Below are 18,941 nucleotides of genomic sequence, written 5' to 3'. Positions count from 1 at the left end.
GTTCACCCATGGAACGGTGTCGTGGCGAGGAACGGCGCGTACGGCAAAAGAACCTGCCAATGCCGTGCTCCCCGGGGGCCTGCGCTGTTCGTCGCCCTCACCCTCACCGAGGAGACCCGCGCGCCCCGCCGGCGAGCAGCCTCGCCGCCTCCTCCTGGAGCCGCCGCGTGAGCCCCGCGTCATCGTCCCCTCCGCCGACCGCCGCCGCCGCCTCCCGCGCCTCGCCGAGCCGCACCCGCACGTCGACGTCGTCGAAGCCTGGCAGCGCCACCTGGAGGAGCGGCGCCAGCGTGCTGATCCCGCGCCGCTCGGCCCAGCGCGTGACGGCCAGCCGCTTCGCCCGCCGCGAGTGCACCCCCGAGACGACCGCCACCGCGACGCGCCCCCCCGCCGCCGCCGCCGCGCGCAGCAGCGCCCCGGCGCTCGGATGCCACGCCCCGAGCAGCGCGTCGCCGTCGCCCGCGAACGCCGGATCCGCCTCGATGCGGCCCGCGGGGAAGTGCAGCAGCGCCCCGCCGCCGCGCAGGTGACGCAGCGCGCGGCGCACCCCGGCCGTGCGCGCCGCGAGCTCCCGCCCGCCGCCGCCCCCGTCGATCGGCACGAAGAGCAGCCGCTCGCTCACGTGCGGCAGCGCCCGCAAAAACCGCCGCTCGGCCGCCACGATCATGAGATCCCCCCGGCCGATCGCCGCCATCAGCGCGAGCGCGTCGTAGGCGCCGGGGTGATTCGATACGACGAGCAGCGCCCCGCGCGGCGGCGGCCCCGCGTCGGCCGTCCACCGCGCCCCGAAGCCCGAGAGCGCCTCCCGCGCCGCCACGTGGATCCCCGCCTCGCCGACGCGCCGATCGAACCGCGCGAGCGCGCGCCCGAGCGGCCACGACGGCACCGCGAACGCCGCGCGCCCGGCGCGGCGCACCCAAGCGGGCGCCCTGCCCAGCCCGAGCGCCGCCGCCATCTCCTCGCCGGACAGCATCGCGAGCTCTCTCTCCAGCGGCTCCGCCATGTCCGCGTCTCTACCCGCGCCGGCGCCGCCACGCCAGCGCCGCGCTCGGGCCCGGCCGATCGAGAGGCGCCGCGATCCGCGCTCCCACCGACGCTGCGGCCCACCCCCCGGCGCCGGTGACGGGCGACGACGCAGCGCGCGCCGGCCTCGCGCTCCCGAGCGCGACCTGCGCGCGCCCATCGCCCGTCGCCCATCGCCCATCAAGGCCCTGTCGTGTTTGCGCCGGGACGCGCCGGCGCTGGTTCTGTATGAGGACACCATGAAGGTCACGTCCCTGACCGTGGATGACTCCATCCGACGCGACGCCGCGCCTGCGCGCCCGCAGCGGACGCTCGCGGACCTCCCGGGGCCGCGGGGGCTGCCCGTGGTCGGTCACCTGCTCGCGCTCCACCCCGACCGCTGGCACCTCGACTTCGAGCGATGGTGGCGCGCCCACGGAGACCTGTTCGCCGTCCGGCTGGGCCGCAAGCCGATCCTCGTCGTGGCGGACGGCGAGCTCGTGCGCGACGTGCTCCAGCGCCGCCCCGCGGTGTTCCGGCGGATGCGCACCATCGAGGACGTGTCGCGCGAGGCGGACATGGTCGGGCTGTTCTCGGCGGACGGGGACGCGTGGCGGAAGCAGCGGCAGCTCATCAGCCCGACGTTCCACGCGCGGCACGTCGAGGGCTTCTTCCCGAGCATCTCCGCGATCACGGGCCGGCTGCGCGCGCTCTGGGCGCAGGCGGCCGACGAGCGCGCCGCGCGCGACGTGCTCGGCGATCTCATGCGCTACTCGGTCGACGTCACCTCGTCCGTGGCGTTCGGCCGCGACCTCGACACGCTCGCGCGCGGCCCGGACGCGCTCCAGGAGCACCTCCAGCGCGTCTTCCTCGGCCTGAACCGGCGGATGCTCGCGCCGCTGCCCTACTGGCGCTACCTGGGCCTCCCCGCCGACCGCGCCTACGATCGCGCCATCGCCTCGGTGAAGCGGTTCATCCTCGATCTCGTGACCGCCGCGCGGCGCGAGATCGAGGGCGGCGCGGACCGGCCCGCGCGCCCGAGGACCCTCCTGGAGCTCATGATCGCCGCGCGCGACGGCGAGGACCCGAAGGCGCGCCTCTCGGACGCCGAGGTCTACGCGAACGTCCTCACGATGCTGCTCGCGGGCGAGGACACGACGGCGAACACCCTCGCGTGGATCCTCTATTACCTCGGCTCGCGCCCCGACGTGCAGGCGCGCGCCCGCGAGGAGGCGGATCGCGTCGTCGGCGGCGCCCTGATCCCGACGCTCGAGCAGAGCAAGCGCCTGGAGTACACGGGCGCGGTCGCGCACGAGGCGCTGCGCCTGCGGTCCGCGGCGCCGCTGCTCTACCTGGAGGCGAACCACGACACCGTCGTGGGCGACGTGGCGGTGCCGGCCGGCGTCGGCGTCGTGGCGCTCACGCGCGCCGCGGGGCGGAAGCCCGAGTATTTCGGCGATCCGGAGTCGTTTCGCCCCGAGCGCTGGCTCGGGGGCGCGCCCGCGACGCTGCCGCACGAGCCGCGGATGGCGCTCGCGTTCGGCGGCGGGCCGCGCATCTGCCCGGGCCGCTCGATGGCGCTGCTGGAGTGCGCCGTGACGGTCGGCATGGTGCTCCGGAGCTTCACGGTGGAGCTCGCGGATCCGGCGGCGCCGGTGCGGGAGCGGATGGCGTTCGCGATGCAGCCGGAGGGGCTGCGCATCCGGTTCACGAGGCGCGCGAGCGCGTGAGCTCACGCGGCGCGCGGGCGCGAGCGCGCCCGCGCTCCGGCTCACCGCACCTTGGCGAGGGCCGCGTCGTAGTCGGGCTCCTGCGCGATCTCCGGGACGAGCTCCGCGTGGACGACCTTGTTCTGCTCGTCGAGCACGAGGACCGCGCGCGCGAGCAGGCCGGCGAGCGGCCCGTCCACCAGCTTGACGCCGTACTTGTCGCCGAAATCGCCCCGGAAGGTCGAGAGGCTCTCCGCGTTCTTGATGCCCTCGGCCCCGCAGAAGCGGCCGTGCGCGAACGGCAGATCGGCCGAGATGTTGAGCACCGTCACGCCCGGGAGCTGCGCGGCGCGCTCGTGGAACGTCCGAACGGACTTCGCGCAGACGCCGGTGTCGACGCTCGGAAAGATGTTGAGGACCTTCTTGCCCGAATACGACGAGAGCTTGCCTTCGGACAGATCGCTCTTCACGAGCGTGAAATCGGGTGCGGTCGCGCCGACGGACGGCAGCTCGCCGGCGGTGTGGACGGGGCTTCCCTTGAACTTGGTCTGAGCCATGGTCGCATCCTCCTCTGTACAGCGGTGCGTCGGCGCCCGTCGTAGGCGCGCGGAGGGCGGATGCCAAGCAGATCCAGCCAGGCAGCCGGCGTCCGAGGCGCCGGCCGGCCTGCCGCGTGGGCGATGCGCTGCCTCGCGGGCTCCCCGGCGCGAGCCGTCGCTCGCGCCCGGATCATCCGCCGAGGGGCGAGCGGTTGACCAGGGGGAACGGCTCGACCTCGGCGTCGTCGGGGTTCATCGAATCCCTGCTGTACCCGATCTCCTGCTCGGCCGTGGTGATGATGAAGGGCCCCCCGATCTCCTCGGGATCCACCGCGTCCTCGTAATCCTCGGTCATGTCGCCCTTGCCCGACGTCGCGGAGGCGAGGTACTGCTCGGCGATCTGCTCGGCGAACTCGTCCACCACCCTGGGCGGGCCGTCCCCCGGATCGGGGATGAACGCGTCGCGGTCGTCCGTGCGAGTCGCGCTCTTGCGCGCTGCCTCCACGAAATCCTTTCCGTGGCTTCTGCTGGTGGCCCGCTGGGAGCCGTCTTGCTTGGTCTGCATGATGGATGATCTCCTCGATCGGCGGCACGCTCCCACGCGCTTTCAGCGGCGCCGCCCGTCCGGTGTTCTGACATCGAGAGATGCACCGCGTGTACCAAGGCTGGAACTCCGCGCTGAGCGCGGTTTGGCGCGCCGATCGGATGGGCGCTCGTGCGCCGCGGCGAGGGCGCCAACGAGAACGTGCGGCGGGTGTAGCGGCGTGCCACAGCCGACGAGGGGCGCCGGTGACACGATGCCCCGGCGCTGCGCCGCCGGTGCACGGCGCTGCGCCGGCGTGTCCGGCTCGCGTGGGCTGCTGGAGAAGAGGCCAATCTCATGGCCGGCGCCTCTCGAGCGCAGCGCGCGTCGAGGCGCGGCGCGCGCTGCGCTCGCTGCGCTCGACGCGCGCAGCGGAGGAGCGATGTCGTTGCGCCCCGCGCCGTACCTTTACCAGCCGAGCTCTTCGCTGATCGCGTCGGCGAGCTGCTCGGCCATGTCCCGGTTCTTCTTCGCGCTCGGGTGCCAGTCGCAGCCGAGCCCGTCCGTCGCCTTGTCGTGCGGCGGGAACTCGAGGAAGCGCACCCGATCGTCGCCGCCGGCGGTCCGGTCCTCCACCACCTGGCCGATGTAGTCGCGCGCCCTGCTGAGCGCCTCGGCGCCCTCGGGGAACGAGTCGCTGAGCATGGGCCCGATGGTGCAGAAGATGTACGCCTCGGGGTAGTTCTCCCTGACCGTGTCGACGAGGCCCTCATAGGCGTTCGTGAACGGCTCACGGAACTCGGCGTCGCCCGGGACGTTGATGCTGAAGTCGTTCGTGCCGAGGTTGATCACGACGACCTGCGGGACCCAGGACGAGAAGTCCCATGCGGGCTGCGCCTCGTCGGCGATCGTCCGGCCGTAGATCTCCGGCATGGTGGGCTGCGCCTCATCGTCGTAGTTGCGGAACACGCCCCTGCCGGACCAGGCGACGATCGTGGTGTCGGCCTCGAGCAGCCGGCCGATCATGGAGCTGTAGGCGAGGTAGTTGTTCTCCGTGTCGCTCGTGAACTTGCACGTCTCATCCGCTCCGTCGATCCCGTAACCGGCGGAGATCGAGTCGCCGATCACCTCGATACGGCGCTCGGGCGCGGGCGCGACCGGCAGGAGCTCCCCGCCTTGCTCCGGGACGAACTCGAGGAACTGCGTCACGCCGACCAGCGGCTCGGTCCGGCGGTGGAGCAGGAGATCGTGCTCGCCTGCGGGCAGCCCTTCGGCGACCGTGTAGAGCTCCTCGTCGGCGTTGACCTTGAGAACCCCCTTCGACTCGCCGTCGATCACCACCTGGAAGAAGTTGGACTGCGCCGCGGTCGACGCGTCGTTGAAGCGGACGCTGATCGACGTCCCCGAGAACCGCGTGGCGATCGCGCTGCCGGCCCAGGAGAAGCGGGGGCCTTCGGGCTTCGTGGTGTCGAAGCGCCCGATGAAGCGGATGGTGTCTCCGGAGGGGTTGCTCCCGCCGGTGCCGCTCGTGCTCGACGCCGTCGTCGCGCCTGCGCCGCCCTCGCCGGCGCCGCCCTCGCCCGTGCCGCCGTCGCCGCCCGCGCCCGAGGCGCTGGTCGTCGAGGTAGATGAGCCGGCGCCGCTGCCCGTCGCCCCGTTCGGATCGTCGTCCCCGCACCCCGCGAGCGCCGACCAGGCGATGCAGACGGCGGAGACGAGCTTCGGGAACGTTGAATAAGCTGCTGTCTTCATGGCGGCGGAGGATGCTGCAGGTCCGTGGCGCACACAACACCAATCTGTCCCTGAAAACCGGTGCAGACTCCGCGATGCGGCCGTGGAGAGGCGGAGATCGGTTGGCGCGCGGGCGCTCCGACGATGTCGGGTGAGCCAGGGGCGGCGCTGCCGCCGGAAGAGGGGACTCGAACAGGAGGGCGGGGAGGCGGGGCGGGAGCGCTGCGTGGTTTGCGCGCCGGGGGGCGGGGAGGGGAGCGCGTCCAGCGCGACGGATCGCCGCGGAGGCGCTCAGTTCCAGGACCGGTTCTGGTTCTGGTGCTCGGAGCGACCGCCCTCCTCGGCGGAGGAGCGATCGCGGCCCTGCGAGGCGCGCACGTCGTCGCGCTCGTGGACCCGGGTCGAGTACCCCTGCGGGATCTCGTCGCCCATGAAGCGGCCGAACCCGGGCCGGCGCTCCGGGCGGTTGTAGATGTCGCCCTGGCCGCCGCGCTCCTGGCCGCGACCGTGGCCCTCGAGCTCGTCGCTGCGGCCCTGGTAGCCGCGGTCCTCGTCGCGGTCGCGGCGATCGCCGCGCTCTGCCTCCCAGCCCCGGCCGCCGGCGCGCTGGTGCTCGTCGCGACCGCGCTGGCCGCTGAACCCGCCGCGCTCGTCGCCCCAGCCGTAATGACCGGGGTTCTGGCGCTCGTCGCCGCCTCGATACCCGCGGTGCTGGCCCTCGCCGCGCCCGTAGCCGCCGCCCTGGTACTCGTCCTGTCGCCCGTAGCCGCGGCCGTAGCTCTCGCGGCCCTGGTGGTCGTCGCGGCCCTGATAACCGCGGCCCTGGTAATCATCGCGACCCTGATAACCGCGGCCCTGATAACCGCGGCCCTGGTAATCGTCGCGCCCCTGATGGCCGCGGCCCTGGTAGTCGTCGCGGCCCTGACTCTGGCCCTGGTAGCCGCGGCCCTGGTAGTCGTCGCGGCCCTGATGGCCGCGACCCTGGCTGTGGCCCTGGTAGCTGTGGCGCTCGTACTCCTCCTCGCGCCCGTAGCCGCGGTGCTGGTTCTCCTCGCGCCCGTAATCGTCGCGACCGTAGTCGTCGCGCCCGTACGAGCCGCGGCCCTGGCCCTCGTCCTGTCCGGTGGTCCCGCGGTTCACGTCGCGGCCGTAATAGCCGCGGTTCTCGTCGCGCCCTCGCTGCGCCGAGCCGAACCCTCTGCGCTCGTCCTCCGCGCCCCGACCGCCGAAGTGGTCGCCGCGCCCGCCGCTCCGCTCCCAGGAGGGGCTGTCCTGTCCGTACGCGCGGCTCTCCTCGTGCTCCCGGTAACCGCGCCCGCCGAAGCCGCCTTGCTCTTGCCCGCGCCCGCCGTATCCGCCGTACCCGCCGCGGTACTCCTGCCCGTGCTGGCCGCCCGCCTGCCACGGGCCCCTGCCTTCGCCGCGCCCCTGCTGGCCGTACTGCGGCGCCTGGCCCAGCTCGCCCTGCCGGCTGCCGCCGCTCTGGTTCGCATAGTTGCCGCGGCTGTACGAGCCTCGTTCGAACGCGTCCCGCTCCTCCTCGTGGCCGCGGAAGCCGCGCTGGTCGTAGCTCCCTGGAAAGCGCCCCTGCTCTTCCCGGTGGCGCCAGTCGTCGCGCGCCCCCTGGTCACGGAAGCCTCGGTTGTCGTAGCGATCTCGTGCCATGTCGCTCTCCTTGGTGGGTGCTGGTTAACAACGCTCGTGGCTCACACAGGCGAACACCTCCGTGAGCAGCGGGCCTACTTGCCCAGCAACCGACGTGCCCGGAGGAGGCGGCGGACGAGCGCCAGCGCGCCGCGCGACGGCCTCGGCGGCCCGATCGCGGGCCGCGGCTCTTGCGCCGTGCGCGCGGCGATGCGCCAACGCGCCACACGCTGGGGCAAGCTGTCACGCGAGCGCGGCTGAGCTCGTCCAGGACGAGCTCGCCGCGCCGACGTGACAACCAGGTTCGCCGCGGACGGCGGCGCTCGCCCGGCGCTCAGTACCGCGTCTCGCAGGGGTGCTGATCGGCGAACGCCTTCACGCGCGTCTTGTTGGACGACCAGGGGAAGTTCGCGTCGGTGACCGACCAGGACATCGCGCCCGCATACCCCATGTTGAAGAGGTCGCCCACGAACTTGTCGTAGCCCACGTCCATCTCGGCCATGTTGATGGGGAACTCGCCCATGACGACCGGCTTGTCCGTGAGGTTGTACTCGGACAGGGGCTTGTCGTACGGGAAGTAGTCGTTGACCCAGCCGTACATGTGGACCTGGTAGAAGTCGACGTCCGCGCGGGTCCACGCCTGACCCCACTTGATCGCGGCGCTGCCGACGCTCACGGGCGCGCCGGTCTCCTCCCGCAGCACCGCGGCCGACTCCTTGGCGAGCGCCTCCATCTGCTGGTGCGTGACGAGATCGAACTTGCTCGAGTCCCCCTCGAACGCCGGGTCGCCGCCGTAGAGGCTCGGCCCGGTCATCGCCCACTCGGGCTCGTTGATGACGTCCCAGGCCAGCATGCGGCCGCGGTGCGGGCTCGACGCGACCGTCTTCGCGATCGGCCGGACGACGTTCTCGATGAGCTTGGCCCGCCGGCCCGCTTCCGCGACGATCGGCCCCATGCTCCAGACCGTCAGGCCGTTCGGCGGGTCGTGCGACGTCTTGTAGAAGCCGTCGAAGGAGAACAGGGTGAACATCACGTTGACCTGCGCCTGGTCCGCGAGCTCGAGCGCCGCCAGGATGTCCTGCGCCGAGGTGCCGCCGAGCCCGGTCGGGTTGCCCTGCCCATCGAAGTTGATCTGGTCCCCGTAGAAGCGGGGGTAGATCCACCAGCGGACCACGTCGACGCCGTTGGCGCGCATGTCCTGGAGGTCGGAGAGCACCTGGCCCTTCTTGCCCGAGACGCCCGCCTGGCTCCACCGGGACTGACCGCCGAAGTCGGCGCCGAAGTCGCGCCACGCGTAGTTCACGCCGTACATGAAGCGGAGGCGGCAGGCGATCTCCACCCCGGCCTCGAACGGACATTCGTCCGCCGCCGTGCAGGTGCTGGGCTCTCCGCCGCTGCTGGTGCTGCTGCCCACGGGCTCGCCGGTGCCCGTGCTCGCGGTCCCGCCCGTGGGCGCGCCGGCGCCCGTGCCGCCCATGCCCGCGGACCCCCCGCCGCCCGTGCCCGTGGGCCCGGCGGTGCCCCAGGAGCCGCTGCCGGTCGGGCCGTTGTCCGCCGACTCCCCGCCGGCGCCGCCCTCGCCGCCGTCGCCCGTCCCGTCGCCGCACCCGAGGCCCGCCGCGGCGAGCTGGAGAACCCCAACAAGAAGAAGCCAATTGCGCATGAGGCCGATTATCGCCAGAAACGCACGTTCGAGCCAGCCCGAAATCTTAATCGGTTCAGTGACTCGCCGCGCCACGTTCTGCCATGGCTACAAGATGCTTGTCACAGCGGCCCAGGCGGGATCATCGCCTCTCCCGTGAGGCAGCTGCGGTATGTCGCCTTACCGCGAGGGGCCGCGCGGCCGGGGGTGAACCCCCATATAGGCGGCGGCGCTCCTGGCGGAGGGGTCGTCCGGAGAGCGCTCGATGAGGTCTTCCGCGAGGCTGCGGGCCTCGCCGGCCCGGCCGAGGCGCACGAGCGCCCGCACGCGGAGCAGGCCGCGCTCGGCGGCGCGCGGGCTGTCGCCGAGATCGCGCGACGCCGCGTCGTCGAGCCGGAGCACCTCCTCCGGGTCGCTCGTCAGCGCGGCGCGCATGCGCTCGAGGACGCGGGCCTCGGGGTCCGCGTCCAGCGCCGCCGGCGCTGCGTCGGGCTGCCGTGCCGCGGCGCTCGCGGGGGCAGCGGCCGGCGGCGGCGCCGGGGGGACGGCGGATGACTCGTCGCGTCGCTGCGGCCTCGCGCCTTCGCTGGGCTCCGCGCTCGACGGCCGCGCCTTCGGGGCGGGGCGCTCGTCGCGGCCGAGCGCGAGGAAGCCCGCCACGGCGAGCGCGGCGACGGGGAGGCCGATGAGCAGCGCGCGGCGGGTGCCGGACGGTCGATGTGCGTCCACGGCGGCGAACGTAGCGCGCAGGCGCGGCCGGCGGTAGCCGCCGCTCGAGCGGCGGGGCGGCGGCGCGGGCGCGCTCGATCAGGCCAGGAGGGCTCGCGGGTCGTGGGACGTGCCGTCCTCGGAACAGGCCACGAGGTGGGCTGTGCGCCGCGCGAGGGCCGCGCGCTGGAAGCGCGTTGAGGGACTCGCGCTGTCGGATCGCGAGCTGGCACAGATGGCCGCAACTCCGGGGGAGTGTGCCAGGATCTGATCCCCGTGTCATGAGGGGGCGAAGGCCGCGCGCCGCGCGGTACGCGGGGCGCGCGGGGTGAGCTCCTCGAAGACCTCACCGGATCTGCGGGGCCGGCATGGCCCCGGAGCATCGCCACCGTCGCTGTCACAATTTGCCACGGACGGTATGATTTTTGCAGTGGGCGTGTAGCGGAAAGGTTGCACTCATGCCCTCTCAGCTACCGTCTCTTTCGGCTCGGTCTCGGTCGTTCCGCGCTCGAGCGATTTCGCTGTTCGCCTTCTCGGTCATCCCGTCTGCCATCCTCCTCGCGGGCTGCGCCGATCCGCCGGACACCATCAACAACTACTATTACACGAACGGGGAGGGCGGGGCCGGCGGCGGCGGCGGCGGCGGCGGCGACGGCGGCGGCGACGGCGGCGACGGCGGCGCGCCCGCAGAGGAGTTCCCGGGGGCGCCCGTCGCGGACACCGAGGTGGCCGATCTCGCGCTCGACGTCTTCGGCACCATCGGCAATCGCTACTGGCTCGCCGTCTCGGAAGAGCAGCTCGAGATCATGAACGATGGGCTCGAGGGCGGCCCGGGCCCCATCCTGAGGCCGGGGTTCGGGGATATCTACTCACCGACCGGGGAAGACGCGACCTTCGTGGATCACCTGTGGGTGACGACGGCCGGCGCCGAGGGCAAGACGGCCGATTACGGCAAGGTCCAGGTGGGGATCGCCGGGCAGTCGACGATGCGGCCCTGGACGAAGCGGACCATTCCCAACCTCAACATCGACGCGGACGAGTTCGTCGAGAAGCAGCGGCTCGGCGGGTTCGAGCACGTGCGCTTCAACAACGGCCAGGTCGGCACCATCTTCCGCGAGCGCTTCACGCTCGAGCTCTATGCGCGCCTCGATTACCCGGCCCCCCTGACCAACTACGCCTGGGTCTCGAGCAACGTCTGGGGGCCGGCGGTGTCGATCCCTTACATCGTGGTCGAGCGCTACAAGAAGGCGTTCTGCGAGCGCGTCGGGGACAAGCTCGGCGGCGGCTGCGCCAACATGTGGGAGTTCGTCGGGGACTTCGCCGGCAACATCCCGGGGGGCGGCTGGATCCCGAAGCCGATCGACGTGGTGATCCCCGGCGGCAGCATCTTCGACGACCCGGCGAACTGCCAGCTGAAGACGTGCGACAACACCCGCGCGAAGGAGCTCGAGCAGGCGATCGCCGACACGCCGCCGGGCGAGGGCTACAAGGCCGCGCTCGAGGGCTGGATCGACTGGCCGGCGTTCCACCGGTTCCAGTGCCTCTCGTGGGTGCTCGCCACCGGGGACGACGCGATCCACAACAGCAACAACGTCGTGCTCGTCGAGCGGGCCGATGGCCTGTTCCAGTACCTGCCGTACTCGGTCGACATCAGCCTGGGGCAGAGCTGGTATCCGCAGGTCCCCCTGGCCGGCGGGAACGCGCTGGCGCGCGGGTGCCAGAGCGATACGGCCTGCTGGGCCGACACGATCGCGATGTGCGAGGACGTGATCGAGGATTTCGCGGCGCTCGATCCCAACGCGGTGCTGAAGGGCATCTACGAGCAGCTGTCGGACGAGGGGATGCTCCGTCCGGGCGACGAGGAGCGCTACGAGGCGCTGGACGCCTGGATCACCGAGCACCTCAAGTTCCTGCCGGAGGACCTGGAGAGGAACCGTGAGCAGCCGCAGCTCTGCATTCCTCCCCAGATCGATTGCGGCGGCTACTGCGGCTATCCCCAGGACTGCGGCTGGGGCGTCGGCGCGGGCGGTGGAGGCGTCGGCGGTGGAGGCGAGGGCGGTAAAGGTGAGGGCGGACTCGGCGAGGGCGGTGGAGGCGTCGGCGGATTCGGCGAGGGCGGTGGAGATGCGGGGAGCGGCGGCGCCGGCGGTGGCGCTGCGGGGAGCGGCGGCGCCGGCGGTGGCGCTGCGGGGAGCGGCGGCGCCGGCGGTGAATCCGCGGGCTGACGCCGGGTAAGCGTCAACGGCCTCGACGCGCGGAGAGGGAGGGGCGCCGCGCTCCGGCGCTCCCTCTCAGGGCGAGATCTCGAACAGGCACCGCGTGATCGGGATGCCGACGTCTGCCAGCACGTACAGATAGTATTTCGTGCCCGGGACGAGCTCCTCGGGGGTCCCGTCGGCGGGATAGCCCTGCTTCGTGCTCGCTGGGACCTCGCCGTAGGCGATACCGCTCTTCATGGGCTCGGCGCTCGAGGGCACGTCGAGCCGCCAGATCGTCCCCTCGGGCAGGTCGAGGTTGGGGGGAGCGCCCGGGTTCGCGGCGTCCGCCGACATGACGTAGACGTAGCGGGCGCCGCCGCCGGCCCAGGTGACCTTGCCCGCAGCGTCGACGCCTTCGCCCGCCGCGCAGTCGCTCGGCTCGTAAAGGCTCTGTTCATAGATGGGCCCGCCGAACGGGGTCATGTCCGCGAAATCCTCCCTCGTGAACCCGCGGCGCGCGAGCTCGCCCTCGAAGAACGCGATCATGCGCGCCGGGTCGGTGGTGGGCAGTCCGGCGGTGTCGCGGGAGAAGCCGTTGTTCTGGTCCGGCGGATAGGCGCCGAGCGCCGCCGAGGAGACCCAGCCGGCGGCCAGCGCGAGGCCCGACGGATTGAAGCTGTCGGTCCAGATCGGCCCGGCCTCGATGTACCAGTTCGACGGCCCCGCGGGCGCGACGTTCTCCGAGTGACAGCACACGCACCCGCACGCCTCGGTCTGCTCCGTGACCCAGGCGAGCTCGGCGAGCCATTCCGGGTCGGACAGGCGCGGATCGTCGCTCGGGGTCTTGTACTCCGACGGCGGCGCGGGCCAGTACGGGCGCTGCGTGAAGACCGGCTCGCACGACGCGTAATCGGTGAACCGGCGGCCCGGCTCGGTGCAGCCCGAGATCGCGCCGAACGTGCAGACCTTGCCGTCGCTCTGCCCGGCCGGCTCGCCGGCCTCCGGCTCGACGCAGACCAGCTCGGGCCACTGGAAGACGGCGCCGCCCGTGCCGATGCCGGGGTTCTCGGTCGCGGCCTCGCAGGCGTCGGGCTCGAACTGGCCGCCGCCGAACATCTCGCAGCCGCGCTGGGTGGCGGCGCACTGGCTCGCGTCGCCGCCGGGGAAGACGATGGCGTACGCGTCGTCGGTCCCGCCGCCGAGCACGCATCGGCCGAGCGTCTCCGGGTAGCCGCAGCTCTCGCCGCCGGTGAAGGTGGAGCCCTGGAGCGCCTTGCAGTCGGCCTCGGCGGTCTCCGCGGTCCAGCCCTGGCCGGTGTACTCGCGGCACTCCTCGGCCTGGCTGAAGGCGCTCGTGTAGACGCAACGCCCGGGCGACCCGGAGGGCTCTGGAGCCCCCGAGGCGTCGTCGTCTTCGCTGTTCTGGCAGGCGCCCAGCCCTCCGAAGGCCGAGACGAGGAGCGCTGCGACCAGCATCGCGTGCGGTGAACGGAGGAGCTCTCGCTTCACGGTGAATCTCCTGAACGTGGACCTTCGAGCGAAGGTGAACGTGGTCTAGCTCACCGGACCGCCCGGGGAGCATGTCGATGTGTATCGTTTGTTCATGATTGTGCAACCTTGGTACATGGTTTTGTGAAGAAAAAGTAATCCATGACACATTTGTGTCGGAAGACGATGCACGTGAGGGGTGGGCGAGGCGTGTCCGGGGACCGGGACGGCTGCCCGCGGTGCACGAGACATGCACGAGCTATCCGAGGCGCTTCGGCTACGGGGGGGCCGGGGTCGCTGGATCTCGCGCGCCAAGCGCTCGCAGGCAGCGGCCGCCGTCGCGCTGGCCCGCGGACTTAGCCGACCTGAAACTCAGGACCCGCTTGAAGACTCATGTCCTGTCGCCCTGGGTTTCGGCGTTGACGAACACCCGCGCCGAGGAACGGCATCACACGACCATCGAGGACCCGGCGAACGAGCCTTCGCTGCGGCTAGCCGTGGGATGCCGCTACGCCCGCAGCACCGTCACCCGCCTCCCGGACGCCGTCTTCGCCTCCTCGAACCGCGTCCGTTCCTCGATCGCCCCCGCCGCGCTCCTGCAGTCGAAGATCGCCAGCACCCCCTCGTCGAGCCCGAGCCGGCGCAGGTACTCGTCGAGCTGGACGAGCCCCTCCCGCAGCGGATCTCCCTTCTTGTCGCGGTCGCGCCACACCTTGATCTCGAGCGCCACGCGCTGCTCGGCGCGCAAGCCCGCGGCGTCGACGTAGGGCCACCGGATGAGCACGTCGATCCGCTTGCGTCCCACGCCGACCTCGCGGTCGATGACGCCGCCCCCGTTCACCACGCGGTGCAGGAATGCCATCAAGACGAGGTGCGGCGCCGCTTCCTGGTAATCCACGCGCTCCACCACGAGCTCGCCGTGCTGCCGCCAGAACTCGGCGAAGTCGCGGAGCAGCCGGTCCACGTCGAGGCGCCCGTCCGGCGCCTTGTAGCGATGCGGCTCGGCGTCGATCGCCGCCTCGGCCGGGCTCGCGAGCACGCGCAGGATGATCTCGCGGTAGATGGGGTTGGCGATGCGCACCGGCAGATCCGGGGCGACCAGGCCGAGATCGACGGCGTGCTCGAAGTCCGCGTCGAACGTCTTTCCCCCGGTCAGCTCCCCGGCGAGCACGGGCTCGATGACGCGGCGCACGCGCTCCTCCTCGAGGCGCGCGAGCAGCGAGTCGAGGTGCGTGGCCCGCGCCAGGATGACGCGCTCCTTCGCGGCCTCGATGTGCGTGGCCGTGATGGGCTGGTCCCCCGGGACCTGGATCTTCTCGACCACCTCCCGCGCCAGTGCGTTCGTCAGCCACGGCTGTCCCTGCGCGAGCGTGAACGCCTGCGCGAGCGCCTCCTCGGCGAAGGGCTGCCCTGTCTCGGCGGTGTGCTGTCCGTACAGCTCGCGGACCTCCGCCTCCGTGAAGTCGCCGAGCCGGAGCGACTCTTCCTTGATGTTGAACGGGCTCGACGAGCCCATCCGGACCGGGCCTCCGCCGCTCGCTGCCTTGTAGTCGCGGACATCGCGCGCCCCGCAGAGCACCAGCGACCACGGAAAGGCGACCGGGCGGTCCGGGAAGCCGGCGCGGAGCTGGCTCAGGACGGAGATCAAGCTGCTGCCGGTCAGCGCGTCGATCTCGTCGAACACGAGCGCCAGCGGTCGGGGACACGCCTCCGCCCAGCGCGTGAGCTGGGTCTGGAGGTAGCCGGCCGCGGGCACCTCGCTCGGCGCCGGCGGCCGGAGCTCCGGCGGGAGCGAAAGGCGAGCGGCGCCCTCGATCGCGAGCCATATCCCCTTCACCGCCTGCTCGACGTCCTCGGGGAAGGCGCGCGCCGTCTCGCAGGAGAAGTGCAGCGCCGCATAGCGCCCCTCCTCGGTGAGACGCCGGGCGAGCGCCTTCATCGTGGTGGTCTTGCCCGTCTGTCGCGGGGCATGGACGACGAAGTACGCCTGCTTGTCCACCAGCGCGCCGAAGCCCGGCAACCGTCGCCCCGCGGGGATCATGTAGTGTCGGTCCGGGCGGCAGGGGCCGGCGATGTTGAAGGTGCGCACGGTCCGGATGTACTACCGCGAACCGAGTTCCATGGCGAGCGACCGGAGCCCGGTATCCCGCCGCCGGACCGGGCCGAGGCGCGCGCCGGCGGAGAGCCGCCCCCAGCGGCGAGGAGCAGCGGCCGGGCGGCGCCGGCCCCTCACCGGAGCGCGCCGATGCCGAACGAGAGGCACGGCTCTCCGTCGCGCAGCGACACCGCCGCGAGCTGCTTCTCCGGCGGGTACATGTACCCGAACAGCGTGCACATCTCGTTGTCGCCGAAGCCGAAGGTGAGATCGTGGTCCGACGTGTTCCGGAACCTGCACGCGTACCGGAGCGAGTCGCCCTCCTCGAGCGCGATCGCCGGCCGGTACACCTCGATGTCGCCCTCCAGGTCGAACGCCCCGCCCTCGTAGACGCGCGCCTCGCCGCCGCCCTCGCGGACGACATCCACGTCGAAGGCCTCGGCGTAACGGTGCGTGTGGGGCATGAGAGACACGATGTTCCCCCCGAACGTCGAGCACGTGGCGCCCACGGTCCGGGTGGCGCGCGGCGGGACGAGGAAGTCGTTCACGTTCATGACGAACGGCACGAGCTCTTCCGTGCGCTCCGACATGGGCATGGTGAAGAAGTCGTAGGCGAGCTCGACGACCTCGGGCTCGGCCGACGTGTTGAGAAGGTGGACGCTCGTCGCGATCTCGCGGGTCGTGTCCAGGGTGAAGCCCATCCCCTCGGGGAAGACGAGCGTCTCGTCGCCGACGACCTGGGTGGAGCTCGCGAAGAGGACGTCCGGGATGACCGCCGGCAGCGCGCCAAAGGCGTCGTCGGCGCCAGGATGGCAGTCCGGGTAGGGGTTCGGCCCGTACGACGGATTCACCGGCTTGGCGATGACGTTGCTGTGGTGCAGCCCGGCCGTCGTGTAGAGGCGCGCCGCGTGGACGGTCTCGTTCACGAGGGCAGGGAAGGGCCATGAGAGGCAGAACAGCGCCTCCTCGCCGGGCGCGAGGGTCCGCGGCGGCGCGATGATCCTGAAGCCGCTGCGCGGCGGCTCCGGCAACCGGAGCCGGGTGAGCGGCGCGCCGAACGCGACGACGTTGTCCCGGTCGATGCGCTCTTCAGGCTCGTAGCGGGCGGCGGGGTGGACGCACCGGCCCCGGAAGAGCTCCTCGCCGGGCGCGCACGCCGCGGGCGGCGAGGGCTCGAGTCCGGCGCAGGCAGGGAGGAGAGGAGTCCAGAGGAGGTGAATCCAGAGGAGGCGCGACGTACGGGTCCTATCTCTCGGGACGGAGCGGAGCTTTGAAGTTCGCATCACGCGTCACCTGCGACCGGCGGCGCCTCACCGGAAGCCTCGACTGCCGATCTCCACCGCTCGATCGGATCTCCCGTCGTCGACGAGCGCGGCCTCGCGCGGCCAGGGCGGAGCGCGCGGCCGCGCGGCGCTCGCGGCGCGACTGACCACGGCGCCGGCCGGCGCCGCTCAGCCGCTTCGACCGCCGCCGCGCCGGGCGGCGCCGGCGCCATGGCCGCTGCTCGGGCGCAGGGCGGCGCGGGCCATCCGGCGCGCCCCGACGGCCTGGAACGCCGGGGAGGCGCCGCCGCGCCGCGGGGCCGCCCACGTGGATACCCGGTTCACCCGGGTCGACGCTGTGCGCAACAAGGGCGTGACGTGGGCGTCGCGGATCGTCTAGCATCCGCATGCCGAGGGGCATCAGGCCCCACCATCCCCTGCATCGCCCGACGACCACGCAGCGTGGTCCCAGCTCGTGGAGAGACAGCATTGAGCGAGCAAGCAACCGAGCCCGCCCTCCCCGTCACCGCCTTCGAGAGGCGCTTCAAGCACCCGCCTGGGCTCGTGATCCTCTTCTTCGCGGAGATGTGGGAGCGCTTTTCGTATTACGGCATGCGCGGCCTGCTCAAGATGTATATGGCGAACTACCTGTTCGTCACCATGCGGGAGGCGTACCAGGGGTGCCGCCAGCACACGCCGCCGTGCGAGCTCGTCCCTGGCGATCCGGCCACGGTGTTCGCGTGGGAGTTCATCCGGGGCCTGCTCCCGAGCGCGCCCGCCGAGCAGGCGTCCGTGCTCTACGGGCTGTACACGGGGCTCGTCTACCTCACGCCGTTCTTCGGCGGCATCCTCGCCGACCGGGTCTGGGGCCAGCGCAAGACGGTGGTGATCGGCGGCGTCCTGATGGCCATCGGACACTTCGTCATGGCCTCCGAGGACTCGTTCTTCCTCGCGCTGCTCCTGCTCATCCTCGGCAACGGCGCGTTCAAGCCCAACATCTCGACCCAGGTCGGCAGCCTGTACCCGAAGGGTGATCCGCGCCGCGACGGCGCCTTCACCATCTTCTACATGGGCATCAACGTCGGCGCCTTCATCTGCAACCTCGTGTGCGGCACGCTCGCCGCCGTCTACGGCTGGCATTACGGCTTCGCCGCCGCGGGCGTCGGGATGTGCCTTGGGCTCGTCGTCTACCTGATGGGGCAGAAGTACCTCGCCAAGGACAACCTCACCAAGGCGGCCGAAGGGACCGGCGAGGAGAAGCAGCCGCTCTCCAGCGACGAGTGGAAGCGCGTCGGCGCGCTCGTGGCGCTCTGCGCCCTCAATATCGTCTTCTGGGCGGTCTACGAGCAGCAGGGCAACACGATGCAGACCTGGGCCGACGAGAAGACCGTCTGGCCCGTCGTCCTCGGCTTCCAGATCCCGTCGACGTGGTTCCAGTCGTGGAACCCGCTCTGCATCATCCTGTTCGCCCCGCTCCTCGACATCTTCTGGCGCTGGCAGGCGAAGCGCGGCACCGAGCCGACGAGCGTGTCGAAGATGGCGATCGGCTGCATCCTCCTCGGGGTGTCGTTCATCGTGATGATCCTCGGCGCGCAGGCGGTCGGCGACGGCAAGGGCAGCCTGTTCTGGCCGCTCTTCTGCACGCTGCTCCTCACGATCGGCGAGCTCTACCTGTCGCCCATCGGCCTGTCGCTCGTGACCAAGGTCTCGCCGGTGCGGATCGTGTCGATGATGATGGGCATGTGGTTCGTCTCGAGCTTCTTCGGCAACACGCTGAGCGGCTACATCGGCATCTTCTACACGCGCTGGCCGAAGGAGATGTTCTTCCTGCTCCTCACCGTCCTCGGCGTCGGCGCCGGCGCCGCGATGTTCGCGTTCAACAAGCCGCTCCGCCGGGTCATCGGCAGCCACTGACACGGACCGCCGAGCGGCGCGGCGGCGCCCCCGGGGAGGGGGCGCGCCGCCGCGTCAGGGCGCCCGCGCGCCGCCGGGGTCGACGATCCGCTCGTCGAGCACGGCGAGCCGCCCCGCGGGCAGCGCGCCCCCGATGGCCGCGACGGCGCGGCGGACGCTCTCCAGCGTGCTGCACGAGGCGACGTCGACGAAGAGCCGCCCCGACTCGGGCCAGGAGTGCAGCGCCACGTGCGACTCGCTGACGACCGCGCACGCGGTGATGCCCTGCGGCGAGAACGGGACGACCACCATCTCGAGCAGGGTGAACGGCCCGGCGGCCACCGCGGCCTCCAGCGCCCCGCGGAGCGCGGCGGGGCTGTTCAGGAAATCGAAGGGACAGCCTTCGAAGTGGGCGAGGGCGACGTACAACCGCATCGTGGGCGAGGCGCGCGGCGGCGGCGCCGCGCTGGCCGCCGAGGATAGCCGAGGCCGGGCGGCGCGGGACCG

General features: G+C 72.0%; 14 protein-coding genes. 3 read left to right on the top strand and 11 right to left on the bottom strand.

Translation table 11 applies throughout. The features are described from left to right. Positions 1–103 precede the first annotated feature (103 nt). On the bottom strand, positions 104–1,003 hold the full coding sequence (locus WMF33_RS33855; RefSeq protein WP_437332497.1) for a 1-acyl-sn-glycerol-3-phosphate acyltransferase: 900 nt from the start codon (positions 1,001–1,003) through the stop codon (positions 104–106). Between the two features lie 259 nt (positions 1,004–1,262). Between WMF33_RS33855 and WMF33_RS33850 the strand changes: the two genes are divergently transcribed. Next, positions 1,263–2,732 carry a cytochrome P450 gene (locus WMF33_RS33850; protein WP_437332496.1) on the top strand — a complete coding sequence of 490 codons (1,470 nt, stop codon included), beginning with the start codon at positions 1,263–1,265 and terminating at the stop codon, positions 2,730–2,732. Positions 2,733–2,773: 41 nt separating this feature from the next. Here the strand turns inward: WMF33_RS33850 and tpx are convergent, their stop codons facing one another. From tpx to WMF33_RS33820, 6 genes are all read right to left on the bottom strand, one after another. Continuing rightward, on the bottom strand, positions 2,774–3,268 hold the full coding sequence (gene tpx, locus WMF33_RS33845) for a thiol peroxidase (RefSeq protein WP_061624675.1): 495 nt from the start codon (positions 3,266–3,268) through the stop codon (positions 2,774–2,776). Positions 3,269–3,440: 172 nt separating this feature from the next. Then, the gene (locus WMF33_RS33840; RefSeq protein WP_437332495.1) at positions 3,441–3,815 is read right to left on the bottom strand and encodes a hypothetical protein; all 375 of its coding nucleotides are present in this window, start codon (positions 3,813–3,815) and stop codon (positions 3,441–3,443) included. Between the two features lie 426 nt (positions 3,816–4,241). Then, on the bottom strand, positions 4,242–5,525 hold the full coding sequence (locus WMF33_RS33835; RefSeq protein ID WP_437332494.1) for an SGNH/GDSL hydrolase family protein: 1,284 nt from the start codon (positions 5,523–5,525) through the stop codon (positions 4,242–4,244). 270 nt (positions 5,526–5,795) lie between these two features. Then, positions 5,796–7,169: a hypothetical protein gene (locus WMF33_RS33830; protein ID WP_437332493.1), complete on the bottom strand. Its 1,374-nt coding sequence runs from the start codon at positions 7,167–7,169 to the stop codon at positions 5,796–5,798. Positions 7,170–7,482: 313 nt separating this feature from the next. Further along, complete coding sequence (locus WMF33_RS33825) at positions 7,483–8,811, bottom strand: endo-1,4-beta-glucanase (protein ID WP_437332492.1); 1,329 nt, start codon at positions 8,809–8,811, stop codon at positions 7,483–7,485. Positions 8,812–8,970: 159 nt separating this feature from the next. Next, on the bottom strand, positions 8,971–9,519 hold the full coding sequence (locus WMF33_RS33820; RefSeq protein ID WP_437332491.1) for a tetratricopeptide repeat protein: 549 nt from the start codon (positions 9,517–9,519) through the stop codon (positions 8,971–8,973). A gap of 437 nt (positions 9,520–9,956) precedes the next feature. Between WMF33_RS33820 and WMF33_RS33815 the strand changes: the two genes are divergently transcribed. After that, positions 9,957–11,723, top strand: a complete 1,767-nt coding sequence (locus WMF33_RS33815; protein ID WP_437332490.1) for a hypothetical protein — start codon at positions 9,957–9,959, stop codon at positions 11,721–11,723. A 66-nt stretch (positions 11,724–11,789) separates the two neighbouring features. Here WMF33_RS33815 and WMF33_RS33810 read toward each other — a convergent pair whose 3' ends face one another. The 3 genes from WMF33_RS33810 to WMF33_RS33800 form a co-directional block, all read right to left on the bottom strand. Next, a complete protein-coding gene (locus WMF33_RS33810; RefSeq protein ID WP_437332489.1) occupies positions 11,790–13,205 on the bottom strand; it encodes a proteinase inhibitor in 1,416 nt (471 codons plus the stop codon). 487 nt (positions 13,206–13,692) lie between these two features. Continuing rightward, a complete protein-coding gene (locus WMF33_RS33805) occupies positions 13,693–15,225 on the bottom strand; it encodes an ATP-binding protein (RefSeq protein WP_437339550.1) in 1,533 nt (510 codons plus the stop codon). Between the two features lie 188 nt (positions 15,226–15,413). Next, positions 15,414–16,562 (bottom strand): hypothetical protein, encoded by a 1,149-nt coding sequence (locus tag WMF33_RS33800; protein ID WP_437332488.1) that lies wholly within the window; start codon positions 16,560–16,562, stop codon positions 15,414–15,416. A gap of 468 nt (positions 16,563–17,030) precedes the next feature. On the opposite strand from WMF33_RS33800, the gene WMF33_RS33795 reads away from it, so the two are divergent. Beyond that, positions 17,031–18,455 (top strand): peptide MFS transporter, encoded by a 1,425-nt coding sequence (locus WMF33_RS33795; RefSeq protein WP_437332487.1) that lies wholly within the window; start codon positions 17,031–17,033, stop codon positions 18,453–18,455. A gap of 54 nt (positions 18,456–18,509) precedes the next feature. Here WMF33_RS33795 and WMF33_RS33790 read toward each other — a convergent pair whose 3' ends face one another. Further along, positions 18,510–18,869, bottom strand: coding sequence for an S-adenosylmethionine decarboxylase family protein (locus WMF33_RS33790; protein WP_437332486.1), 360 nt, complete (start codon positions 18,867–18,869; stop codon positions 18,510–18,512). Positions 18,870–18,941: the final 72 nt, after the last annotated feature.

This window comes from Sorangium sp. So ce394 (assembly GCF_051474665.1).
Taxonomy (GTDB): domain Bacteria; phylum Myxococcota_A; class Polyangia; order Polyangiales; family Polyangiaceae; genus Sorangium; species Sorangium cellulosum_D.
The sequence above is the reverse complement of the archived record's forward strand: the minus strand, read 5'-3'. Positions and strand labels throughout refer to the sequence as shown.